At 63.5% G+C, this 22840-nt stretch carries 19 protein-coding genes; 6 read left to right on the top strand and 13 right to left on the bottom strand.

All coding sequences use genetic code 11. The features are described 5' to 3' along the window. Positions 1–349: 349 nt before the first annotated feature. Positions 350–1003 carry a L,D-transpeptidase gene (locus EK16_RS08120; RefSeq protein WP_051929093.1) on the bottom strand — a complete coding sequence of 218 codons (654 nt, stop codon included), beginning with the start codon at positions 1001–1003 and terminating at the stop codon, positions 350–352. A 139-nt stretch (positions 1004–1142) separates the two neighbouring features. Next, positions 1143–1598 carry a hypothetical protein gene (locus tag EK16_RS08115; protein WP_156098532.1) on the bottom strand — a complete coding sequence of 152 codons (456 nt, stop codon included), beginning with the start codon at positions 1596–1598 and terminating at the stop codon, positions 1143–1145. Positions 1599–2039: 441 nt separating this feature from the next. Here EK16_RS08115 and EK16_RS08110 point away from each other — a divergent pair, with 441 nt between their 5' ends. Then, a complete protein-coding gene (locus EK16_RS08110; protein ID WP_051929092.1) occupies positions 2040–2876 on the top strand; it encodes a DUF1223 domain-containing protein in 837 nt (278 codons plus the stop codon). Between the two features lie 47 nt (positions 2877–2923). On the opposite strand, the gene gluQRS is transcribed toward EK16_RS08110, so the two are convergent. After that, positions 2924–3793, bottom strand: coding sequence for a tRNA glutamyl-Q(34) synthetase GluQRS (gene gluQRS, locus EK16_RS08105; protein WP_038035770.1), 870 nt, complete (start codon positions 3791–3793; stop codon positions 2924–2926). A 130-nt stretch (positions 3794–3923) separates the two neighbouring features. Between gluQRS and EK16_RS08100 the strand changes: the two genes are divergently transcribed. Continuing rightward, positions 3924–4490, top strand: a complete 567-nt coding sequence (locus EK16_RS08100) for an HNH endonuclease (protein WP_156098531.1) — start codon at positions 3924–3926, stop codon at positions 4488–4490. 208 nt (positions 4491–4698) lie between these two features. Next, entirely contained in the window at positions 4699–5937 is a 1239-nt protein-coding gene (gene ispG / locus EK16_RS08095; RefSeq protein WP_081910421.1) for a flavodoxin-dependent (E)-4-hydroxy-3-methylbut-2-enyl-diphosphate synthase, read from the top strand. A gap of 163 nt (positions 5938–6100) precedes the next feature. Here the strand turns inward: ispG and acnA are convergent, their stop codons facing one another. Next, positions 6101–8794: an aconitate hydratase AcnA gene (gene acnA / locus EK16_RS08090; RefSeq protein ID WP_038035767.1), complete on the bottom strand. Its 2694-nt coding sequence runs from the start codon at positions 8792–8794 to the stop codon at positions 6101–6103. A 351-nt stretch (positions 8795–9145) separates the two neighbouring features. Here acnA and EK16_RS08085 point away from each other — a divergent pair, with 351 nt between their 5' ends. Then, positions 9146–10120 (top strand): Hsp33 family molecular chaperone, encoded by a 975-nt coding sequence (locus EK16_RS08085; protein WP_038035766.1) that lies wholly within the window; start codon positions 9146–9148, stop codon positions 10118–10120. Next, positions 10117–10575 carry a dUTP diphosphatase gene (gene dut, locus EK16_RS08080; protein ID WP_038035765.1) on the top strand — a complete coding sequence of 153 codons (459 nt, stop codon included), beginning with the start codon at positions 10117–10119 and terminating at the stop codon, positions 10573–10575. Before EK16_RS08085 ends, dut begins: the two co-directional genes overlap by 4 nt. 35 nt (positions 10576–10610) lie before the next feature. On the opposite strand, the gene EK16_RS08075 is transcribed toward dut, so the two are convergent. Beyond that, positions 10611–12038, bottom strand: a complete 1428-nt coding sequence (locus EK16_RS08075) for an ABC1 kinase family protein (protein WP_051929139.1) — start codon at positions 12036–12038, stop codon at positions 10611–10613. On the opposite strand from EK16_RS08075, the gene EK16_RS08070 reads away from it, so the two are divergent. Next, the gene (locus EK16_RS08070) at positions 12037–12459 is read left to right on the top strand and encodes a hypothetical protein (protein ID WP_156098530.1); all 423 of its coding nucleotides are present in this window, start codon (positions 12037–12039) and stop codon (positions 12457–12459) included. The two genes, EK16_RS08075 and EK16_RS08070, sit on opposite strands and share 2 nt — an antisense overlap. A 134-nt stretch (positions 12460–12593) precedes the next feature. Here EK16_RS08070 and EK16_RS08065 read toward each other — a convergent pair whose 3' ends face one another. From EK16_RS08065 to nusA, 8 genes are all read right to left on the bottom strand, one after another. Further along, positions 12594–13043 carry a hypothetical protein gene (locus EK16_RS08065; protein ID WP_156098529.1) on the bottom strand — a complete coding sequence of 150 codons (450 nt, stop codon included), beginning with the start codon at positions 13041–13043 and terminating at the stop codon, positions 12594–12596. A 265-nt stretch (positions 13044–13308) separates the two neighbouring features. Beyond that, a complete protein-coding gene (gene pnp / locus EK16_RS08060) occupies positions 13309–15441 on the bottom strand; it encodes a polyribonucleotide nucleotidyltransferase (protein ID WP_038036330.1) in 2133 nt (710 codons plus the stop codon). A gap of 444 nt (positions 15442–15885) precedes the next feature. Beyond that, entirely contained in the window at positions 15886–16155 is a 270-nt protein-coding gene (rpsO, locus tag EK16_RS08055; RefSeq protein ID WP_038035761.1) for a 30S ribosomal protein S15, read from the bottom strand. A gap of 88 nt (positions 16156–16243) precedes the next feature. Further along, a complete protein-coding gene (truB, locus tag EK16_RS08050) occupies positions 16244–17170 on the bottom strand; it encodes a tRNA pseudouridine(55) synthase TruB (RefSeq protein WP_081910379.1) in 927 nt (308 codons plus the stop codon). 90 nt (positions 17171–17260) lie between these two features. Beyond that, positions 17261–17689, bottom strand: a complete 429-nt coding sequence (gene rbfA / locus EK16_RS08045) for a 30S ribosome-binding factor RbfA (protein ID WP_038035760.1) — start codon at positions 17687–17689, stop codon at positions 17261–17263. Between the two features lie 102 nt (positions 17690–17791). Then, positions 17792–20380, bottom strand: a complete 2589-nt coding sequence (gene infB, locus EK16_RS08040) for a translation initiation factor IF-2 (RefSeq protein ID WP_038035759.1) — start codon at positions 20378–20380, stop codon at positions 17792–17794. Further along, positions 20377–21138, bottom strand: coding sequence for an RNA-binding protein (locus tag EK16_RS08035; protein ID WP_051929091.1), 762 nt, complete (start codon positions 21136–21138; stop codon positions 20377–20379). Before EK16_RS08035 ends, infB begins: the two co-directional genes overlap by 4 nt. 42 nt (positions 21139–21180) lie before the next feature. Then, complete coding sequence (gene nusA, locus EK16_RS08030; protein ID WP_038035758.1) at positions 21181–22803, bottom strand: transcription termination factor NusA; 1623 nt, start codon at positions 22801–22803, stop codon at positions 21181–21183. Between the last annotated feature and the right edge of the window lie 37 nt (positions 22804–22840).

Below are 22840 nucleotides of genomic sequence, written 5' to 3'. Positions count from 1 at the left end.
GCCGTTGTGCGAGTCCTGAATGGCTATACCGGCCCGTGCAGGGAAAGAAAAGGCGCAAGCGAGGTCTGTATCGCACACTCGCTTGCGCCGGGGACCGGCCATTTCACTGCCGGTGGGAGGGAGAACGGATTTTATGATGAGAGATGACACATTACACGACACAACGTTGCCATCTTCCACGTCACCCCGGCGGAAGCCTTAGGTCTCGGGCCACAAACGCGTGAATAAATGGCCTGAGATACCGGCTTCCGCCGGTATGACGATGCACATGTCGTGTAGTATGGGGAGGAGCGCTATCACCTTCGGGGCCTTTTGAAATGTCGCATCATATCCGTTTGGCCTTCTCTATTCATAGGACAACGACCTTGGTGCCGATGGGCACCTTTTCGTAAAGCTCGATGATTTCCTCGTTCAGCATGCGAATACAGCCGGATGAGACAGCGCGGCCGATGGTGGTGGGATCATTGGTGCCGTGAATGCGATAGAGCGTGTCGCGATTGCCCTGATAGAGATAGAGGGCACGCGCGCCTAAGGGGTTGTCGGGGCCGCCTTTCATGACCTCCGGCAGGCGGCGCTTGTAGAGCTTCCACTCGCGCTCGATCATCTCCTTCGGCGGGCGCCATTCGGGCCAGACGGCCTTGCGCCGGATCGTCGCCACGCCGGACCACTGAAATCCCTCGCGGCCGACGCCAACGCCGTAACGCTCCGCCTTGCCGCCCGGCAGCACGTAATAAAGGGCGCGCTCGCGGGTGACGATGACAATGGTGCCCGGTTTTTCCGGACCGGAATAGGGCACGATTTTCTTGCCGGTGTATCGGGCCGATGAGCGGCGGGCGGCAGCGTTTTCCGCTCTGGCGAGGGTGCGGAAATTGAAGCGCCGTTTGCGTTCTATGCCGGCGAAGGCCGTGGCAGACAGGGTGAGACCGGCGAGAGCGGTGAGCAGAAACGTCCTTCGGCCTGCATGAAAGACAGTGAGAGCCTTCGGTGTCTTTCGGTTGCGCATGATCCGTCTTCCTCCTTGCATGTCCCACGTTTTGTGAAAATTGCCGCTTGCGAATTCGACAGGGCGTGCAGACGATCGGCCGGCCGCACCGTCCTGAAGGGACAGCCGGTCCTTTCGCCCGCTCACGATGGGCCAGGCACTAGCGGAGGAGGCGGCAGAGCCTGTGCAGATCAGGCGGGGAAGAGCGATTTTCAGCGGCGATGCTGGTGCTGGCCGCCGCGTTCAGGTTTGCAGAAATGGGAGGGGCGGGCTGGGCCATGACAATCCGGGCCGGTGGTGTCAAAGCCTTGATCCGCCCAGAGGCCGGCACGGCGGTCATATGGGCGTTGCCTGCGTGATGACCGCGACAATGCGCCGGCGGCTGCGGGCAGGGATCCGTGTCCGCGACCAGGGGAAAGAACAAGGATGCTTCGGATGCTGGCTTGGTCACCGGCTCAATGGTGCCGGCATGGAAAGGAGCATGCTCAGGCGCGTTGGCCAGGGCATGGGCAGAGAAAAGCACGGTGCCCGCAATCCCAAGAAGACTGGCCATGATGAAAACGAAGCGCAGCAAGAGCATCCTGCGCCCGCCCGCAAAACCGGAAACGATGCGCATGCGCCCGCCCTTGATGCTTCTGCGCCGTTTCATGGTCATGGCCTGTCATGCCCCGATAAGGTCCATGGGCTTCTCGCAGCCCGTAACGCTTCGGCTCCATCCGGAGTGAGCCATGCTCACCGAATCTGCGGATATCATACGAAAAAGGGCGGTCCCGGCGCCAATCAACCGCGCGTGAGCTTTCTTACCGCCTGGTCATGAAGGAGTTTGAACACAAACGAAAATTCGCCCGAAGGCAAACATTCGCACCGCCTCGCCCCGCGCCCCCGCTTGGGCTTTCCTTCCTTATCCCCGCAATCAATACGAAGGACAGGGGGAGAGGGCGGAAATGATCCAGATCAGTGCACGAAACGGTCAAGACTCTGCACGATTGCGTGAAACGCCCGGTCTCACCGCATCGTGAGTCGTCTTCGCGCCTTCCGGGGAGTAAGTTTTCCGATCATGGCATGGACCCTGACACATAAGGCCGCGACACATAAGGCCGCGGAAAAGGCGGGGAAGGTGCGTCTTTCGCGCCGCCGGGCGCTGCAGGCGCTGATGACGGCGGGGCTTGTTGCCGGTGTCTCGCGGCTGCGGCCGGTGCATGCCGAAGAGATGAAAAAGGGCGAGAAGGCGGATGCGCTTGTCGTCGTTGAGCTGTTCACCTCGCAAGGGTGCAGCGCCTGCCCGCCGGCGGATGCGCTTCTGCGTGAGCTTGCGCGCCAGCCCGGCATTCTCGGCCTGACCTATAACGTGGATTACTGGGACTATCTCGGCTGGCGCGATACGCTGGCCTCGCCGGAATTCTCGCGGCGGCAGCGGCGCTATGCCCGCTTTCGCAAGGACACGAAGGTGTTCACGCCGCAAATGATCATCAATGGCCGCCACTCCGTCATCGGCAACCGGCGCGAGGAGGTCTTGCGCCTGATCGCCGAGGAGCGGGAACATGGCGACTGCCGGCAGGTGCCGCTGTCGCTGATGCAGAATGACGACATGCTGGAAGTCTTTCTCGGCGACAAACCGAAGAAACTGGACATCAGCGAGGCGACGCTGTGGATCGTCATGTTCAAGGCAGAAGAGCGCGTTGAGGTCACACGCGGGGAAAACCGCGGCAAGGTCTTGCACTATGCCAATGTGGTGCGCTCGATCATGCCGGCGGGCATGTGGCACGGCAAGGCGCTGACCCTGCCTCTGCCCGCGGAGGAGCTGATGGTGGAGGGCGCGGACAGATGCGCAGCCCTACTGCAGTCCGACGCCAACGGCGCGATCATCGGCGCCGCCGATATCGATATGTCCTAACCTGGTTATTTGGGCATTGTTGCGCCTTACAAGAAGCGCCTCGCAAATTAAAAGCCCAAGAGCCGTTTGATGCTTTGCGGCGAGACCCCTTCCTTGCGCAGGAATGAAAGAGCGCGGTCGCGAAAGCGCTTGGAGAGCTTGCGGCCGCCTTCATCCGTGATCAGCGGATGATGGACATAGACCGGGGCAGGCAGGGCGAAAAGTTCCTGCAGCAGGCGATGCAGGCCGGTTGCATGAAACAGGTCCTGCCCGCGGGTGACATGGGTTATGCCCTGCAGGGCATCGTCGTGAACCACGGCGAGATGATAGGATATGCCGATATCGCGCCGGCCGAGGATGACATCGCCGAAACGGGCGGGATCGGCGGGGATGCGCCCGCGCTCTCCATGAGGCCCTGAGCCTTCCTCCTGCCAGGAGAGCGTTTTTGCCCGCGCGCCCAGGCTGGCCAGAGCCTTTTTCATGTCAAGGCGCCAGGCCGGGCGTTCACCCCGGGCCAGCCGCTCTTGCCGTTCTTCCGGGCTCAATTGCCGGCAGGTGCCGGGATAGAGCGGCGCGCCCTCAGGCGTGCGCGGCCAGTCGGGATGGCGGCGGATGTGTTCGGCAATGGCCTTGCGCGAACAGAAGCAGGGATAGACAAGCCCGCGTTTTTTCAGCTCTTCCAGGCGCCTGTGATATTCGTCCATGTGGCGGGACTGCCGGCGCACCGGCTCTTCCCACTCCAGACCAAGCCAGGAGAGGTCATCAAATATGGCCTGCACGTATTCCTCGCGGGTGCGGGTGAAATCGATGTCCTCGATGCGCAGAAGAAAACGCCCGCCATGTCTTTTCGCCCAGTCCTGCGAGAACAGGGCGGAATAGGCGTGGCCAAGATGAAGCAGACCGTTGGGGCTGGGGGCGAAGCGGGTGATCACCGTCATGAGGAAATGCGCGGCTTTCTGTCGATCTGCGGTTGTTTTTTCATGAAAAACCTGCGGGAAATTGTCACGGCCATTTGCGATTCCCTCCTCATCCGGACTATAGTCCGCACAGCCGTTGTGAAGCGAGACGATGATGACGGAGGCGCTTCTACATCCGGACTGGCGCTGGCCGGCGCTGGTCCTGAATGCGGACTACCAGCCGCTTTCCTACTATCCCCTTTCCGTGTGGGACTGGCGGCAGGCGGTGAAGGCCGTCTTTCTCGATCGCGTCCATGTCTTAAGCGAATACGACAAGGTGATCCATTCGCCCTCCATGGCGATTCGCCTGCCCTCCGTGATTGCCCTGAAAACCTACATCGCTCCGCCGGAGCGGGCGGCGTTTACCCGTTTCAACGTTTTCCTGCGTGATGGCTTTACCTGTCAGTATTGCGGCTCGCGCGAGGATCTGACCTTCGATCATGTCATCCCCCGTTCCCGCGGCGGGCGCACGACATGGGACAATGTGGTGGCGGCCTGTTCCGCCTGCAACCTGAAAAAGGGCAACCGCCTGCCGGAGGAGGCGGGCATGACGCCGCGCCAGCCACCGAGGGAGCCAAGCCCGTGGGAGCTGCATGCCATGGGGCGGCAGTTTCCGCCCAACTATCTGCATGAAAGCTGGCTGGATTATCTCTACTGGGACGTGGAGCTGGAGCCCTGATCAAGCTTTCTTGTGTCCTGCGGATTTTTTCCTGATTTGTTGATGTGATCCTGCACGGTTCTGTGCTTTGCGCTTGCATGAACAGGCTGATGCTGTATCCATCGCAGGATCATGCATGAAACGGCAGGCCGCTTTGCGGAACCCGGATGAGGCCGGTATGGGCCGGTGTTTCCGCAGGCGGCGGGCAAGAACATGACAGATGCAGGCCATGAGCTTTTCCGCGCGCAAGCCCCGACACAAAACGCATGCGGTTAAGGTGGGCTCGGTGACCATGGGCGGCGATGCCCCGGTGGTGGTGCAGTCCATGACCAATACCGACACCGCCGATGTCGATGCCACGGTCAGGCAGATTGCCGAACTCTATGAGGCAGGATCGGAAATCGTGCGCATGACGGTGGACAGGCCGGAGGCGGCCGCCGCCGTGCCGCGCATTCGTGAGAAGCTGCTGGCCCAGGGGCTGGATGTGCCGCTGGTCGGCGATTTTCACTATATCGGCCATGTCCTGCTGCGGGATCATCCCGCCTGTGCCGAGGCGCTGGACAAGTATCGCATCAATCCGGGCAATGTCGGCTTCGGCGAGAAGCAGGACCGCAATTTTTCCATGATGATCGAGACGGCCCTGCGCCATGACAAGCCGGTGCGCATCGGCGTCAACTGGGGCTCGCTGGATCAGGCCCTGCTCACCAGGCTGATGGATGAAAACGCCCGCAGCCAAGCGCCGAAGGATGTGCGCGAGGTCATGCACGAGGCCATGGTGGTCTCGGCATTGCAGTCGGCGCAGCGGGCGGAAGAGCTGGGCATGGCGCCGGAGAAGATCGTCATTTCCGCCAAGGTTTCCGAGGTGCAGGACCTGATCGCCGTTTACCGCATGCTGGCACAGCGCTGTTCCTATGCCCTGCATCTGGGGCTGACGGAAGCGGGGATGGGCGATGCCGGCGTGATCGCCTCAACCGCGGGGCTGGCGGTGCTTCTGCAGGAAGGCATTGGCGATACCATACGCGTTTCGCTCACGCCCGAACCGGGCCAGCCGCGCACGCGCGAGGTGCACGTGGCGCAGCAGATCCTGCAGGCGCTGGGCCTGCGGGCGTTCACGCCCTCGATCATCGCCTGCCCGGGCTGCGGGCGCACCACCTCCACCCGCTTTCAGGAGCTGGCGCGCGATATCGCCGCCTTCGTGCGGGAAAAGACGCCGGAATGGCGCAGGCGCTATCCCGGCTTTGAACAGCTGCAGCTTGCCGTGATGGGCTGCATCGTCAACGGCCCCGGCGAATCCAAGCACGCCGACATTGGCATTTCCCTGCCCGGCACCGGCGAAACACCGGCAGCGCCTGTGTTCATCGACGGGCGCAAGGTCACCACGCTCAGGGGCGAAGACCTGGCCGGGCAGTTCCGCACCATCATCGAGGAGTATGTGGCCGAACGCTGGGGCCAGAAAGACGGCGGATGATTTTTTGCGTGCGCCATGGGCGATTATTGTTCTTCTTCCGAAGAGAAACGCCGGACGGCGCTTGGGCCGTCCGGCGTGCCATTTCTGGACGGGGAAGCAAATTCCGCCCAAATGGTGCGGACCGGGTGAGATTCCGTTCCGCACCGGGTTCAGCGCTGGTCTGTCAGGCCAATCCGGCGAGCTTGCGCAGCATGTAGGGCAGGATGCCGTCGTTGAGGTAATAGTCGAGCTCATCCTCGGTATCGATGCGACAGAGCACGCGGGTACGCTTCTCCGTGCCATCGGGCGCGGTGAAGGTCACGGTGAGCTCCGCCCCCGGGCGCAGGCCTTCCGCGATGCCGGTGATGCTCACGGTCTCCGCGCCGGTCAGCCCCAGCGTCTTGCGGTTCTCGCCATTCATGAACTGCAGGGGCAAAACACCCATGCCGATGAGATTTGAGCGGTGAATGCGCTCGAAGCTTTCGGCAATGGCGGCGGCTACGCCCAGAAGCTTGGGGCCTTTCGCCGCCCAGTCGCGGGAAGAGCCCGTGCCGTATTCCTTGCCGGCGATGACGACAAGGGGCACGCCTTCCTGGCGATAGCGCATGGCGGCATCGAACATGGTCATGCGCTCGCCGGAAGGATAATGCACCGTCCAGCCGCCGCGCACATCCGGCGTCATCTCGTTCTGCAGGCGGATATTGGCGAAGGTGCCGCGCATCATAACCTCGTGATTGCCGCGCCGCGCACCGTAGGAATTGAAGTCCTTCGGCTCAACGCCATGCTCGATGAGGTATTGACCCGCCGGGCTGTCCACGGGGATGGCGCCGGCCGGCGAGATGTGATCAGTGGTGATGGAATCGCCGAACAAGCCGAGGATGCGGGCGTTCGTGATGTCCGCTGCCGCGGGCACCTCGCGCGACATGCCGTCGAAATAGGGCGGCCGGCGGATGTAGGTGGACGCCTCATCCCAGGCATAGGTCTCGCCACCGCCAGCGTCGATGGCCTGCCAGTCCTCATCGCCGGAAAAAACATCGGCATACTTCTCCTGAAAGGCCTCGCGGGTGACGGACTGGCGGATAGCTTCCCGCACTTCGGCGCTGCTGGGCCAGATGTCCCTGAGATAGACGGGATTGCCCGCCGCGTCGGTACCGATCGGGTGGGTGGCGAGGTTGACCTTCAGCGAACCGGCGATGGCATAGGCCACGACCAGGGGCGGCGAGGCGAGCCAGTTGGCCTTCACCAGCGGGTTGACGCGGCCTTCGAAATTGCGGTTGCCGGACAGCACCGAGCAGGCGACGAGATCGTTTTCCTCAATAGCCCTGGCCACGGGCTCCGGCAGGGGGCCGGAGTTGCCGATGCAGGTGGTGCAGCCATAGGCAACAACGGCAAAGCCCAGCTTCTCGAGATCATCGAGCACGCCGGCGCGCTTCAGATATTCGGTCACCACCTGCGAGCCGGGCGCCAGCGAGGTCTTCACCCAGGGCTTGACCTTCAGCCCCTTCTCGGCCGCCTTGCGGGCGAGAAGGCCGGCGGCCAGCATGACGGAGGGGTTGGAGGTGTTGGTGCAGGAGGTGATGGCGGCGATGACCACATCCCCGTGACCAAGGTCGAAATCCGCTCCCGGAGCGGCCATTCGCGCCTCGTCCTCGGGCTTGCCGAATTCCTCCTTCATGGCGCGGGCGAAGGCGGCCGGCGCCTCGCTGAGCAGAACGCGATCCTGCGGGCGTTTCGGCCCGGCGATGGAAGGCTGCACGGTTGAGAGATCCAGTTTCAGGCACTTGGTGAATTCGGGCACGGGCATTCCCGCCTCCCGGAACAGCCCCTGGGCGCGGGCGTAGGCCTCAACGAGCGCAATCTGCTCCTCGCTGCGGCCGGTCACGCGCAAATAGTCCAGGGTTTCCCGGGAAATGGGGAAGAAGCCGCAGGTAGCGCCATATTCCGGTGCCATGTTGGCGATGGTGGCCTGATCCTCCAGCGAGAGATGATCCAGACCATCGCCGCAGAATTCCACGAACTTGCCAACCACGCCCTCCTCGCGCAGCATCTGCACGATGGTGAGCACCAGATCGGTGGCGGTTACCCCTTCGGGCAGCTCGCCCGTAAGCTCGAAACCGACCACCTCCGGGATCAGCATGGACACCGGCTGGCCCAGCATGACCGCCTCGGCCTCGATGCCGCCCACGCCCCAGCCGAGCACACCAAGGCCGTTGATCATCGTGGTGTGGGAATCGGTGCCGACCACGGTGTCGGGGAAGGCAAGGACGCTGCCGTTTTCCTCGCGCGTCCAGACCGCGCGGGCCAGGTATTCGAGATTGACCTGATGGACGATACCCGTCTCCGGCGGCACCACCGAGAAGTTGGAGAAGGCCTGCTGCCCCCATTTGAGAAAGGTGTAGCGCTCGCGGTTGCGCTCGTATTCGCGCTTGCGGTTGAAGGCGAGGGCATCGGGCGTGCCGAAGCGGTCCACCATCACCGAATGGTCGATGACGAGATCGACCGGCGAGAGCGGATTGATGCGCTTTGGATCACCGCCGAGATCGCGCATGGCATCGCGCATGGCGGCGAGATCGACCACGGCGGGCACGCCGGTGAAGTCCTGCATCAGCACACGCGCCGGGCGGAAGGCGATCTCGCGCTTCTCCTTTGTGCCGCGATGATCAAGCCAGCCGACAAGAGCGCGGATGTCATCCGCGGTGACCGTGCGGCCATCCTCATGGCGCAAGAGGTTTTCCAGCAGCACCTTCAGGGTGAACGGCAGGCGGGAGATGCCGGACAGGCCGTTTTCCTCCGCCGCCGGCAGGGAATGGATGACATACTCGCGGCCGTTCACCGCAAGGGTTGTGCGGCTGTTGAAGGTGTTCGCCGTCTGCGTCATGAAAGGTCCTCCCATCCTTCATGGCGCAAGGGGACGGTGGAGAGTGCTCCGGTGGCTGCAGGATGGCCTGCGCCGCCTTCCGCCTCGCGGCCCGTTGAACTGTAGCATGCATCGCAGTTGCGCGGCCCGAGTGATAGCAGACAAGCCTGCATGTGTGCCACACTCCCTTTGCCGCAGGGGAAAAGCCAAGCCTTTTTCGCCTCAATCGCCGCCCATGTCACGGCTGAAAGCATGCGCATATGTCAGGGACGAAGGATGTTTTTTCAGTCCGAGTCTTGTCATGATCGGGCGGGCGGCCGATATGGCGGACAGGACATGCCCAGAGGAAAATCCTTTCAGGGAGTGATGCCGATGAATGATGCACAGGACGGCACGGTGCGCCCGGCGCGGGCTGAGATGGGAGACAATCTTGTCCTGCCCTTTACCGTGGATGCGCTGGATGTGCGCGGGCGCGTGGTGCGCATGGGCGAGAGCGTGAATGAGGCGATTGTGCGCCATGCCCTTCCCGAGCCGCTCGCACGGCTGCTGGGCGAGATCATGGCGCTGGCGGCGCTGATCGGTTCTTCGCTGAAATTTGAGGGCAAGCTGATCGTGCAGGCGGAGACCGACGGGCCGGTGCGTCTGCTGGTTGCCGATTTTTCAACGCCGCGGTTTGTGCGCGGGCTTGTGCGCTATGACAAGGCCCGCGTTGACGAGGTCCTGGCCCAGGGTGGAGACGAGCGCGCGCTTTTGGGAGAGGGGCGGATGGTCTTCACCATCGATCAGGGCGCGCACATGCAACGCTATCAGGGCATGGTGGCGCTCACCGGCACCCTTGCGGAAGCGGCGGAAACCTATTTCTCGCAGTCCGAACAGATCCCCACCCGCGTGAAGCTGGCGGCGGGCACCGTGCAGAACGATGGCGGGCCGCAATGGCGGGCCGGCGCGATCATGATCCAGCACATGCCGCCGGCCTCCGGCGAAAGCAGCGAAGAGGACGCCGCCGCAAAAAGGGAACAGAACGCGGAAAACTGGCGGCGGGCGGAGGCGCTGTTTGACACGGTGGAGGCGCACGAGCTGCTTGATCCCTCCCTCTCGCCGGAACGGCTGCTCTACCGGCTGTTTCATGAGGACGGCGTGCGCGTCTTCGAACCGCAGCCGCTGGAATGGCGCTGCGGCTGTTCGCGCGAGCTGCTGCATGGTCTCATCTCTCGCTTCTCCCCGGAGGAACGGGCGGAGATGGTGGAAGACGGGCGCATTTCCGCCCGCTGCGAGTTTTGCGGGGAAGAATACGTCTTCTCCCCGGAGGAGTTCGAAGGCGGCGATGAGGGGGGCGAAAAGGCATGAATACGGTGCGCGTGAAGGTGATGCGGCTTGCGCATGCGCAAGGCCTGCCCCTGCCCGCCTATCACAGTTCAGGTGCGGCGGGGATGGATCTGCGTGCGGCGGTGGCCGAGGATGCGCCGCTGGAACTGGCGCCGGGCGCGCGGGCGCTCATTCCCACCGGGATCGCCATCGCCCTGCCGGAAGGGTTCGAGGCGCAGGTGCGGCCGCGCTCCGGTCTGGCGCTGAAGCATGGCATCACCTGCCTGAATGCGCCGGGCACTATCGACAGCGACTATCGCGGCGAGATCGGGGTCATTCTCGCCAATCTCGGTGAAGCGCCCTTCGTTGTGAAACGGGGCATGCGCATCGCGCAACTGGTGATCGCCCCGGTGACGCGCGCATGCTGGGCGGAAGTGGATGATCTTGACGCCACCGTGCGCGGCAGCGGCGGCTTCGGCTCCTCGGGCACGCACTGACCCGTGCCAGGCCTTATCCCCGCAAAAATCTGGCTTCAGGACGTTTTGTCTTCCCCCTGCTTCTTTTCTTGTCGGGGCAGCAGGCCGGCCTGAATCAGGGCCTCTTTCTGGCGCTCGGCGATCTTGTCGGCGGGCTTGCGGCTCATGGCCGACATGAAAAGGCGATGGAAATTGAGCCGCGCGCCCAGGTGAATGAACACCGCGCCAAGGCCGATGGCGGCGCGATCCATGAAGACGAATTCGCGCGGGATGGTCACCGGCCCCTTCTCGCGCAAGAGCCGGTGCACCTTGAAGGCCTCCTGACGGCCGAACTGGATGGGATCGACACCATCGGCCATGGTGCGCACGCGATCCTCCAGCACCGGACCGTAGATGAAACGGGCCCAGATGTTGAGGATTTCGATGAGCTCGCGGTTGAGGCCCTTGAAGCCCCAGATGTCATAGGCATGGGCGCAACGGTCCAGGTCACCTTCCTTCAGGCCGTGATAGAGCTCCACAACCCCGCCAACGAGATGGGGCGGGAAGATGCGGATACAGCCGAAATCCAGAAGATTGAGGCCCGTTACCTCGCCTTTTTCCTCGCGGGCGGCGTAATTGCCGAGATGGGGATCGCCGTGAATGACGGCGTAAGCATAGAACGGCTCCCACCAGGCGCGAAACAGCATTTCGGCCAGACGATTGCGCACGTCTTCCGGTGCATCGCGATAGGTCAGCAGGCCCTTGCCTTCCAGCCAGGTCATGGTGAGCAGGCGGCGGGTGGAGAGCGCTTCGATGGGCTCGGGCACATGCACCAGCGGATTGTCCGCCAGCATGTGGCGATAGAGCTTCATGTGCTTCAGCTCACGCTCATAGTCGAGCTCCTCGCGCAGCCGTTCGGTGATTTCTTTCAGCACCTCGCGGGTATCGATGGCGGGATCAAGCCGGCGGTGAATGGCGAAAATGACCTTGAGCTGCGCAAGATCGGCCTCCACCGCCGAGGCCATGTCCGGATACTGGAGCTTGACGGCGAGCAGCCGGCCGTCATGCGCGCGCGCCTTGTGCACCTGCCCGAGCGAAGCCGCCGCGGCGGCATCGAGATCGAATTCGGCGAACTTCTCCCGCCAGTCGGGCCCCAGCTCCGCCGCCATGCGCCGCCGCACGAAAGGGCGGCCCATGGGCGGGGCGTTGCTCTGCAGCTTGGCCAGCTCGGCCGCATATTCCGGCGGCAGAACGTCCGGCACGGTGGAAAGCAGCTGGGCCACCTTCATCAGCGGGCCCTTGAGATTGCCCAGCGCCTCGCGCAGGGCGCGGGCCTCCGCTTCGCGGTCGCCACGGCCGACAATGCGGGCGCCCCCAACGCGGGCGGCAATGCCACCGAGCGCGGCACCAACACGGGCATAGCGGGCCACGCGGCGGCTGAGGCGGCTGTTTTCCTCATCCCGCGCGTTCTGCGGTTCTCGTGTTTGTTTTTCGTCGCGATTCATGAAACCGCCAGGTCCTTCATTCATTCTCGCCATGACGGCCTTTTCATTGCGCCGCCTTGTTCTTCATGCCGAAAGGACTTTCAAGACGCTGACGACTTTATCCGAGTTTACCGCTTCCTGGCAGGCGTTTTCTTTCAAGGCGCCTTCCCAAAATCCGTTACAGAATACAAACCCCGTCAATCCGTTGTCCGGCCTGTATCTTGAGCCGCAAATGCATGTATTCAGGGGGGCGACCCCGGCTGACCTACAGGGTGATGAGTATGGCGGCGGCAGCGTGTCGTGTGATGTTCTCCGCGTGGCGATGCATGGCATCAAGCATTTGAAATTATTCAAAAAGCATGAGAAATATCAGATGGCCGACAGGCGGCACTCACGGAACCGGCACTCTTCGTTCTCACAAGTTCTGGCACCGAGAACCTGAATTTCATGCTGGCAAGCACATGCACATGCCATGTCCACAGAATTCGGACAGGACACCATGCTGCGGATATGCTGAAACAATAGTCCAGGAAAGACATCGCGGGCAGTGATCGCCAGCAAAAAACCGGGCTGGCATCACTGATTGCAGGTGCCATCGCCAAAGAGCTTGTTGAGCAGGCAGGAGCGCGAAATCATGCGTTTCCAGACGCTCTTGGTGGCGTCCTTGTGCGCCTGCAGCGCCTGCATGCGCTCGGCAAAGCTGCCGCCTTCTGGAATGTCCAGCTTCGGCGGATCGATCAGCCCGGCCACCTCGCCGAGATCCCGCCCCAGACCCACGAAATCGAGCGGGCAATTCTCGCTCATGGTGACCACGAACTGCACCATGGGGTTCTTCTCACGCGAAAAGAAGAGATTCACGACATTGCCTTGCCCGGCATTCCCGGCGCGTTGTTCCACCGGAGAAATCGTGCCTGTTGTGAGCGAGTCGGTCTTCTGCCCGGCTTCCGCCGCCTGCGCGCCTGCAACCGCCAGAAGCAGCGCACCGCCAATCAGAACCGAGGAAAGTGTCGCCTTCATCCGTTTCATCGTCGCTTCTGCCCCCGTGTCATGGAATCGCGGATAGTGTTTTAAACGGAACGTATACAGGTGCGCAACCATGAAGTAACAGACATTCCGTCGCACAGTCATGAGTATATTATGATGTTGTCATAAAAGATGCGCGTGATTGCGAAAATCACAACCCCATGATCTTGAAGAAATTTTTCAAAGTCAGAGAAAAGGCCCGCCACGATCCGTGACAGGCCTTGATACATATCTGAGGACCATTCAGCGGCAATCAGGGCCGGTGGCCTTATTTGTTACCGCCCTTCTTGGTCAGATCCTCGCCGGTCTTCTGGTCCACCGCCTTCATCGACAGGCGCACCTTGCCGCGCGGATCGATGCCGAGAAGCTTCACCTTCACGACATCGCCCTCCTTGACCACGTCAGTGACCTTGGAAACCCGCCGCGGCGCCAGCTCGGAGATGTGCACCAGTCCGTCCTTGGAGCCGAAGAAGTTCACGAAGGCGCCGAAATCCACGATCTTCACCACGCGGCCTTCATAAATCGCACCCACTTCCGGCTCCTCTGTGAGGCTCTTGATCCACTCGATGGCCTTGCGGATCGCCTCGCGATCGGTGGATGCCACCTTGATGGTGCCATCATCGGCGATGTCGATCTTGGCGCCGGTCTTCTCCACGATCTCGCGGATGGTCTTGCCGCCGGCACCAATGACATCGCGGATCTTGGCCACCGGAATGGTGATCACCTCGATCTTCGGCGCACGCTCGGTCAGCTCAGGCCGGCTCTCGGCCAGCGCCTCCTTCATCTTGGCAAGGATGTGCGCCCGCCCCGCCTTGGCCTGATTGAGCGCGGTGCGCATGATCTCCTCGGTGATGCCGGTCACCTTGATGTCCATCTGCAGCGAGGTGATACCCTCCTCGGTGCCGGCCACCTTGAAGTCCATGTCGCCCAGGTGATCCTCATCGCCGAGGATGTCGGAGAGCACGGCAAAGCGATCACCCTCCAGGATCAGGCCCATGGCGATGCCGGACACCGGCCGCTTGATGGGCACGCCCGCGTCCATCAGCGACAGCGAGGCGCCGCAGACCGTGGCCATGGAGGACGAGCCGTTGGACTCGGTGATCTCCGACACCACGCGCACCGTATAGGGGAATTCGGTGTCGGACGGCATCACCGGATGAATGGCGCGCCAGGCCAGCTTGCCATGGCCGATCTCGCGCCGGCCGGTGAAGCCCACACGCCCCGTCTCGCCCACGGAGAACGGGGGGAAGTTGTAGTGCAGCAGGAAGTTTTCGCGATAGGTGCCTTCAAGCGCGTCGATGAACTGTTCATCCTCGCCCGTGCCCAGCGTGGTCACCACCAGCGCCTGCGTCTCGCCGCGGGTGAACAGGGCGGAGCCATGCGTGCGTGGCAGCACGCCCACTTCGGCGACAATGGGCCGCACCTCATCCAGCTTGCGGCCGTCAATGCGCGTGCCGGTCTCCAGGATCTGACCGCGGACGATCTCCTTCTCCACCTTCTTGAAGGCTTCAAGAACATGGCCGGGATTGCATTCGCCGGCCTCGGCCTTTTCCTCCGGGCAGAGCGCCTCCAGCACCTTCTGGCGCACGGCATCCACCGCATCGCGCCGCGCCAGCTTCTCGGTGATGGAATAGGCCTCCTTCAGCTCCGCACCGGCCATCTCCCGGATCTGCGCCACCAGATCGGAGAGATCCACCCGCTCGATCTCGCGCGGCGGCTTGGCGGCCTTTGCGGCCAGGCGCTCGATCGCCTCGATCACCGGCTGAAAGCCCTCATGACCGAACATCACCGCGCCCAGCATGTCATCCTCGGAGAGCTCCTGCGCCTCCGATTCCACCATGAGCACGGCCTCCTTCGTGCCGGCCACGACGAGATCCAGCTTGCTGTCATCCATGTCCTCAAGAAGCGGATTGAGGACATATTCGCCGTTGATCAGCCCGACGCGGGCGGCGCCGATCGGCCCCTTGAACGGCAGATTGGCAATGGCCAGTGCCGCGGAAGTCGCCACCATGGCCACGATATCGGGATCGTTCTCCAGATCGTGGGAAAGCACGGTGGCAATGATCTGGGTCTCGCACTTGAAGTCGGGATCGAACAGGGGGCGGATCGGCCGGTCGATCAGGCGCGAGACCAGCGTCTCCTTCTCGGAGGGGCGCCCCTCGCGCTTGAAATAGCCGCCCGGGATCTTGCCGGCGGCATAGGTCTTTTCCTGATAGTTCACGGTGAGGGGGAAGAAGTCCATCCCCGGCTTCGGCGCCTTTTCCGCCACCACCGTGGCCAGCACCGTGGTCTCACCATAGGTTGCGAGCACCGCACCGTCTGCCTGACGGGCGATGCGGCCGGTTTCCAGTTTCAGCGGCCGGCCTGCCCACTCGATTTCTTCTACGTGAATGTCGAACATGGCTTTATCTTCCTGCATGTCTTCGCATGTGCAGGAAGGGGATGGATTTTCTTCACCCCGCGCCCCATTCCGACCGTCCTTCATCCTGCAAGGATCGGTTCCCTATCAGGAGGTCGGGAGGAGGCCCGGGGCGAACGCATGAACATCCCCGTCCTGCCGTTCTTGGCGGGCCTTTCCGCGCTGCCAATGCGGCAAGGGCGAAAAGCCCGGGGCTTTTGACCAATGCCGTCGCCGGTCTTTGGCCCCTTAAGTCCGTCCTGTCCCGGCGACGGTCCGCAAACCCGGGAATAACGCCCTTCACCCGGGCGATCACGGCATGAACGGCCAGAGCCGTAATCGTGCGCAACGCACTGTCCATGCCGTTATCGGACAGGAAGGAAACAGGCATGCCGCCCTTGAAGGCAGAAACTGCATCTGCCCCAGGGGCGACATGCGAAAACGCGATCAGTGACGCAATCCCAGCCGGTCGATGAGCTTCTGGTAGCGGTCAAAGTCCTTGCGCTTCAGATAGTCCAGCAGCTTGCGCCGCTGCGAGACCAGCATCAGAAGCCCGCGGCGGGAGTGATTGTCCTTCTTGTGCACCTTGAAGTGCTCGGTGAGATTCTTGATCCGCTCGGTGAGAATGGCCACCTGCACCTCGGGCGAACCCGTATCGCCCTCGTGCGTGGCGAATTCCTTGATCAGTTCCTGCTTGCGCTCTGGCGTAATCGACATCTGCCTCTCCTTGGATATCACTGTTGGCAAGAGTTCTCGCCCGGCCCCTTCAATCACCCGGAAAAAAGCCGATGCGGAGGGTGAACCCTCAGTCCAGATTGAACACCCGTTTCGGCTTGAGCATTCCGCCTTCCACCGTACAGATGGCGACGGGCTTGCCCTTCCATGTGGCCAGCACCGTCTCTTCCGAAACCGGGGCATTTGCCCCGCGCAGAATGACCGGCTGACCACGCACGATGCGGGAAGCCTGATTGCCGTTCAGGGCCAGCGCCGGGATGTCGGCCAGCGCGGTCTCGACCGGCAACAGAACGGCCCGCAGGGCCGCGCGATCGGCGTCCTTATGGCGCAATTCCTCGAGTTTTTCCAGAGAAATCGCATCCTTTTCGCTGAAAGGGCCCACGCGCGTGCGGCGCAACTGCGCGATATGACCGAAACAGCCCAGCCGCTCGCCGAGATCACGCGCCAGCGCCCGCACATAGGCGCCCTTGCCGGTCACGGCGCGAAACACGGCGTGATCGGCATCGGGCATGTCCACAAGCTCAAGCTCGTGAATGACCACCCGGCGCGGCGAGAGCCGCACCTCCTCGCCGTCTCGGGCGAGATCATAGGCCCGCTCACCGTTGATCTTGATCGCCGAGAACCGCGGCGGCAGCTGCTCGATCTCGCCAATGAAGTCATCGAGCACTGCCTCGATCTCTTCCCGCGTCGGTCGCTTCTCTGAAGTGGTGATCACTTCACCTTCCGCATCGTCGGTGTCGCGGGCCTCACCCCAGCGCACGGTGAAGGTATAGCCCTTCTCGCCTTCCATCACCCACTGCACCGTCTTGGTGGCCTCGCCAAAGGCGATGGGCAGAATGCCCGTCGCCAGCGGATCCAGCGTGCCGCCATGGCCCGCCTTGCGGGCATTGAACAGCCGCTTGGCCTCCGCCACCGCCGCGGTGGAAGTCATGTCGAAGGGCTTGTCCAGCACAAGCCAGCCATGCACCGGCTCGCCTCTCGGTCGTCTGCGACCCATCGTTTTTCGTCTCTCCCGTTCACATTATTCATCGCCTGTCCGCCTGTGCCCGTCCTTCGTTGTCATGGACGATGCGCATCCAGACGATCGCTACATTTCATCCTCGCCTTCTTCGCCCTGCTCGCGCCGGCGCGCCGCCTCGATATCGCGCTGCACCCGCGGATCCTTGAGCAGCGCATCGATGCGCGCCGCCTTGTCCTGCAGGGTATCCAGCCGGAAGTGCAGCCGCGGCATGTATTTCATGCTGCGCAACGCCGGAGAGATCAGGCCGCGAATGCGTCGGGCATGGGCATTCAGGGCCTCTTCCAGCCCCGCCTTTTGCGTCTCGAGAAGCGGACGCACATAGACGGTGGCATGCCGCAGATCCGGCGAGACCGTCACCTCGGTGATGGTGACCGTGCTCGTGTCCAGATCGGGCTCGTCCAGCCGGCGGGCAACGAAGACCTCGCCAAGGGCATGGCGAATGGCCTCGCCCACCCGCAACTGGCGCTGCGTCGGGGGTTTGCGTCCTCTGCTCATGGGTCTTTCACTGAATTGCCGGAATTGGAGCAGCCGCCGCAAGCAACCGCCGGGCAGCAGCCGCTCCCAACCGACCGGGGAATGCCAAATGTCCTTCAGGCCTTACAGGCTGCGTTCCACCTTCTCCACGCGGTAGCACTCCACGATGTCACCCGGCTTGATGTCCTGCCAGTTCTCGAAGGCCATGCCGCATTCCTGTCCGGCCTGGACTTCCTTCACCTCGTCCTTGAAGCGCTTCAGCGAGGCAAGCTTGCCCTCGTAGATCACCACATTGTCGCGGATCAGGCGCACACCGGCCCCGCGCTCGACCACGCCTTCCGTAACCCGGCAGCCGGCCACGTTGCCCACCTTGGAGATGCGGAACACCTCCAGCACCTCGGCATTGCCGATGTGGGTCTCGCGGATCTCCGGCTCCAGCAGGCCGGACATGGCCTGTTTCATGTCGTCCACGAGGTCGTAGATGATGTTGTAGTAGCGGATCTCGATGCCTTCCCGCTCCGCCAGCTCGCGGGCCTTCTTGTCGGCGCGCACGTTGAAGCCGAGGATGACCGCGCCCGTCGTCGCCGCCAGCTGCACATCCGATTCGGAAATGCCGCCGACACCATAGTGCACGATGCGCGCGCGCACCTCCTCGTTGCCCAGCTTCTGCAGCGCCTGCACGATGGCCTCCGCCGAGCCCTGCACATCCGCCTTCACCAGCACGGGGAACTCCTTCAGCTCCCCTTCCTTCATCTGGTTCATCAGCTGCTCAAGCGAGGCCTTGCGCAGAGCCGCACCCTTCGCCTCGCGCTTCTTGCGCTCGCGGTATTCGGTCACCTCGCGCGCGCGCGCCTCCGATTCCACAACGACAAGAACGTCGCCGGCCTCCGGCACCGAGTGGAATCCCAGAATCTCCACCGGCATGGAGGGCCCTGCCTCCTTCACCTTGCGGCCGGTATCGTCGATGAGCGCGCGCACACGGCCCCAGGCCGTGCCGGCCACCACGATATCGCCCACGTGCAGCGTGCCGCGCTGAACCAGAACCGTGGCCACCGGCCCGCGCCCCTTGTCCAGCTTGGCCTCGATCACCAGGCCTTCCGCGCTGCGATCCGGATTGGCCTTCAGCTCCATCAGCTCGGCCTGCAGGTGAATGGCCTCGAGAAGCTCGGGGATGCCCTGGCCGGTCAGCGCCGAGACCTCGACATCCAGCGCATCGCCGCCCATGCTCTCCACGAACACCTCATGCTGCATCAGCTCGGAGCGCACCCGGTGCGGATCGGCCTCCGGCTTGTCGATCTTGTTGATGGCGACGATGATCGGCACTTCCGCCGCCTTGGCATGATTGATGGCCTCCACCGTCTGCGGCTTCACGCCATCATCTGCCGCCACCACCAGCACCACGATGTCCGTGGCCTTGGCGCCGCGGGCGCGCATGGCGGTGAAAGCCTCATGCCCCGGCGTGTCAAGGAAGGTGATCTTGCCTTCCGGCGTCTCCACCTGATAGGCGCCGATATGCTGCGTGATGCCGCCGGCCTCCTGCGCCGTCACCTTGGTCTTGCGGATGGCGTCCAGCAGCGAGGTCTTGCCATGGTCGACGTGGCCCATGACCGTCACCACCGGCGGCCGCGGTTTCAGGGTCTCTGGCGCATCTTCCGGCCCGATGAGGCCTTCCTCGATGTCGGCCTCCGAAACGCGCTTGACCTTGTGGCCGAATTCGATGGCAATGAGCTCGGCGGTGTCGGCGTCGATGACGTCGTTGATCTTATGCATCTGCCCCTGTTTCATCAGGAACTTGATGACGTCCACCGCCCGCTCCGCCATGCGCCGCGCCAGCTCCTGGATGGTGATTGCCTCCGGAATCACCACCTCGCGCGAGATCTTCTCACGCTGTGCGCTTGCGGCCTGCTGCTGCTTCTTCTGGCGCTCCATGCGCCGGCGGAAGGCCGCTAATGAGCGTGCGCGATCCTCTTCCGTCTCCCCGGAAAGCGCCTGGGCGATGGTCAGCTTGCCCCGCCGCCGCTCGCCACCGCCGCGCACGGGCTTCGGCGCAGGCCGCGCTTCGCGTTTCTTCTTCGGCGCCTCCTCGGCGGCGCGCTTGGGCGCGGCCGCTTCTGTCTTCGCCTTGGGCTTGGCCCCGGCCTCCTCGGCCTTGCGCCGGGCGGCCGCCTCCGCCTCGGCCTTGGCGGCCTCTTCTGCCAGCCTGCGGGCCTCTTCCTCGGCCTTGCGTTTTTCCTCTTCCGCCTTGCGCTTCTCTTCCTCCACGCGGCGGCGCTCTTCCTCGGCCTTGCGCTTCGCCTCCTCTTCGCGGCGGCGCTTCTCTTCCTCGGCCTTGCGCTTTTCCTCCTCAATGGCGCGCTGGCGCGCAAGCTCCAGCGCCCGCTCGCGGGCGGCACGCTCTTCCGGAGTCAGCTTCTCCCAGGCAATGGCCGATTCGCGCTCCTTGCTCTCGGGCGCTTTCGGCGGCGCCTTTTCCGCAGGCGCCTTTTCCGCGCCGGTCGCGGCACGGGCAGTGGCCTCAGGCTTCTTCTCCTCCCGCGGCTTTAGGCCCGCCTTCGCCTTCTCCGGCGGCAGGATCACGCGCTTGCGCTTGGTTTCCACCACAACGGTCTTGGAGCGGCCATGCGCGATGTTCTGGCGCACACGCCCCATTTCCGTGGTGGTGCGCCTCAGACTCAGCGTCGGCTTGCCGCCCTTTTTGTCAGAATTGCTCATCGTCCGCTCTGCTCACCTTGGTGTTTCCGGGCCGGCCGGTCCTCGCCGCTGTGCCCTTCCAGCCCCGCCAGCTTGCGCGCCAGCTTCAGGAAGGTCTTGCTCAGACCACCGCCCTGCATGGCAGCATGTATCACATTTGGCCGTGAAAATGCCAAACTCAAATCGTCCGAAGACAGAATATCGACGATTTCCGCCCGGATTCCCGCCCGTTTCAGCCGCGCAACCAGCTTGCGCCGCCCGTCACGGGCGCCTTCACGGGCCTCGATCAGCACCTTCACGCGCCGTTTGTCGATCCAGGCCGCCACCCGGTCGAATCCGCTTGTCGCCACGCCGGCCTTGCGCGCCAGGGACAGCGTCTGCACCATGGCCTGACGCAGCTGTGCCCGCACCTGATCGGCCAGGTCCGGCGGCACCGTCACCTTGCGCCGGAAGGCGCGGGCGAAGAGATTGCGCCGGATTGCCTCTTCCAGCACCGCCCGTTCCGGCTTTACCCATGCGCCGCGCCCCGGCAGCGCCGCCTTGATGTCAAAGACGACACGGCCTTCCGGATCGAGCACGAAACGCAGCAACCGATCGCGCGGCAGCACCTCGCGCGTGACGATGCAGGTGCGCATCGGCTCCGCCCGGGCGCGCCGCCCCTTCGGTTCCTCCACGGCCTCGGGCACCTCATCCGCCCCCGCAGCCTCTGCCGCGGGCGCAAGGGGGCCTTCAGCCGCCGTATCCGTTTCCTGCCGCGTTTTCGTTTTCTCATGCGTCATGGGTTTCCATACGCCCTTTCCGGGGGCAAAGGCAATGCCGCCTCAGCTCTCCCCGGCGGTCTCGGCCTTCTCCGTCTCGGCCTCCTGCTCCTCCGCGGCCGCCTGCTCCTCCTCATCAGGGATGAGGCCGATCTTGCGCCGCGCCTGCATGATGATCTGCTCCGCCTCCTGCGCGGAGAGATCACCGGTGAGGATGCCTTCGTGGAAAATGCTCTCGCCATCCTTGCGCTCACGCCAGCCCACCAGGTCGTCAGTGGCGCAATAGGCGAGATCTTCCAGGGTCTTCACCCCTTCCTCACCGAGCTTGACCAGCATCGCCGGCGTCAGCCCCTCGATCTCGAGAAGCTCATCGGAGACACCAAGCTCCTTGCGCTTCTCCTCCAGCTCGCGGGATTCGCGCTCCAGATACTCGCGGGCGCGGTTCTGGATCTCTTCCGCCACCTCCTCATCAAGGCCCTCGATGCTGGCGATCTCGGAGAGATCCACATAGGCAAGCTCCTCAACCGAGGTGAAACCTTCCGAAGCCAGAAGCTGCGCCAGCATCTCGTCCATGTCCAGCGCCTCCATGAACTGCTGGGTGCGCTCGGCAAATTCCTTCTGGCGCCGCTCGGCCTCCTGCTCCTCGGTCATGATGTCGATGTCCCAGCCGGTCAGCTGCGAGGCCAGACGCACGTTCTGCCCGCGGCGCCCGATGGCCAGCGACAGCTGATCCTCCGGCACCACCACCTCGATGCGCTTGGCATCCTCGTCCAGCACCACCTTGGACACCTCCGCCGGCGCCAGGGCGTTGACGATGAAGGTGGCGGCATCGGGCGTCCACTGGATGATGTCGATCTTCTCGCCCTGCAGCTCGTTCACCACCGCCTGCACGCGCGAGCCGCGCATGCCGACGCAGGCCCCCACCGGGTCGATGGAAGGATCGTTGGAGCGCACGGCGATCTTCGCCCGCGAGCCCGGATCACGCGCCACCGAGACGATCTCGACGATGCCGTCATAGACCTCCGGCACCTCCTGCGCGAAGAGCTTGGCCATGAATTCGGGCCGCGTGCGCGACAGGAAAATCTGCGGCCCGCGCTGTTCCCGCCGCACATCATAGATATAGGCGCGGATGCGATCGCCGGGCCGGAAGCTCTCGCGCGGGATGCTCTCATCCCTGCGCACGATGGCCTCGGCGCGGTTGGCCAGCTCCACGATGGTGTGGCCGAACTCGTTGCGCTTGACCACACCGGAAGCGATTTCGCCCACGCGGTCTTTGTATTCCTGATACTGCCGCTCGCGCTCGGCCTCGCGCACCTTCTGCACGATCACCTGCTTGGCGCTCTGCGCCGCCACGCGCCCGAACTCGATCGGCGGCAGCGGCTCGGAGAGCTCATCCCCGATCTGGGCCTCGGGATCGATCTTGCGCGCCTCTTCCAGCGAGATTTCGCGGTTGTCGTCCTCCACGTTCTCCACCACGGTCAGCACGCGCCTGAGCGTCGTCTCGCCGGTCTTGGGGTCGATATGTGCGCGGATGTCCAGCTCCGATCCGTAACGGGAGCGCGCCGCGCGCTGGATCGCCTCTTCCATGGCCTTCAGGACCACGGCCTTGTCGATGCCCTTCTCGCGGGCCACCGCATCGGCGATCTGCAGAAGTTCCAGTCTGTTGGCACTGACCGCACCTGCCATCGTTCTCTCTCCTGATCCTCGTTCCTAAAAACCCTGA

The sequence above is a fragment of the Thermopetrobacter sp. TC1 genome (assembly GCF_000746275.1).
Classification (GTDB): Bacteria; Pseudomonadota; Alphaproteobacteria; order Rhizobiales; family Aestuariivirgaceae; genus Thermopetrobacter.
This window is presented reverse-complemented; position numbering and strand designations above follow the sequence as displayed.

What these genes read in the sequence shown, in the direction of transcription:
- EK16_RS08120 (WP_051929093.1), bottom strand. Translation starts at nt 1,003, where the DNA reads ATGCGCAACCGAAAGACACCGAAGGCTCTCACTGTCTTTCATGCAGGC.
- rbfA (WP_038035760.1), bottom strand. Translation starts at nt 17,689, where the DNA reads ATGAGCAGAGGACGCAAACCCCCGACGCAGCGCCAGTTGCGGGTGGGC.
- gluQRS (WP_038035770.1), bottom strand. Translation starts at nt 3,793, where the DNA reads ATGACGGTGATCACCCGCTTCGCCCCCAGCCCCAACGGTCTGCTTCAT.
- acnA (WP_038035767.1), bottom strand. Translation starts at nt 8,794, where the DNA reads ATGACGCAGACGGCGAACACCTTCAACAGCCGCACAACCCTTGCGGTG.
- rpsO (WP_038035761.1), bottom strand. Translation starts at nt 16,155, where the DNA reads ATGTCGATTACGCCAGAGCGCAAGCAGGAACTGATCAAGGAATTCGCC.
- EK16_RS08035 (WP_051929091.1), bottom strand. Translation starts at nt 21,138, where the DNA reads ATGACGCATGAGAAAACGAAAACGCGGCAGGAAACGGATACGGCGGCT.
- pnp (WP_038036330.1), bottom strand. Translation starts at nt 15,441, where the DNA reads ATGTTCGACATTCACGTAGAAGAAATCGAGTGGGCAGGCCGGCCGCTG.
- truB (WP_081910379.1), bottom strand. Translation starts at nt 17,170, where the DNA reads ATGGGTCGCAGACGACCGAGAGGCGAGCCGGTGCATGGCTGGCTTGTG.
- EK16_RS08115 (WP_156098532.1), bottom strand. Translation starts at nt 1,598, where the DNA reads ATGCGCATCGTTTCCGGTTTTGCGGGCGGGCGCAGGATGCTCTTGCTG.
- dut (WP_038035765.1), top strand. Translation starts at nt 10,117, where the DNA reads ATGAATACGGTGCGCGTGAAGGTGATGCGGCTTGCGCATGCGCAAGGC.
- EK16_RS08065 (WP_156098529.1), bottom strand. Translation starts at nt 13,043, where the DNA reads ATGAAACGGATGAAGGCGACACTTTCCTCGGTTCTGATTGGCGGTGCG.
- EK16_RS08075 (WP_051929139.1), bottom strand. Translation starts at nt 12,038, where the DNA reads ATGAATCGCGACGAAAAACAAACACGAGAACCGCAGAACGCGCGGGAT.
- infB (WP_038035759.1), bottom strand. Translation starts at nt 20,380, where the DNA reads ATGAGCAATTCTGACAAAAAGGGCGGCAAGCCGACGCTGAGTCTGAGG.
- ispG (WP_081910421.1), top strand. Translation starts at nt 4,699, where the DNA reads ATGAGCTTTTCCGCGCGCAAGCCCCGACACAAAACGCATGCGGTTAAG.
- nusA (WP_038035758.1), bottom strand. Translation starts at nt 22,803, where the DNA reads ATGGCAGGTGCGGTCAGTGCCAACAGACTGGAACTTCTGCAGATCGCC.
- EK16_RS08085 (WP_038035766.1), top strand. Translation starts at nt 9,146, where the DNA reads ATGAATGATGCACAGGACGGCACGGTGCGCCCGGCGCGGGCTGAGATG.
- EK16_RS08070 (WP_156098530.1), top strand. Translation starts at nt 12,037, where the DNA reads ATGAAACCGCCAGGTCCTTCATTCATTCTCGCCATGACGGCCTTTTCA.
- EK16_RS08100 (WP_156098531.1), top strand. Translation starts at nt 3,924, where the DNA reads ATGATGACGGAGGCGCTTCTACATCCGGACTGGCGCTGGCCGGCGCTG.
- EK16_RS08110 (WP_051929092.1), top strand. Translation starts at nt 2,040, where the DNA reads ATGGCATGGACCCTGACACATAAGGCCGCGACACATAAGGCCGCGGAA.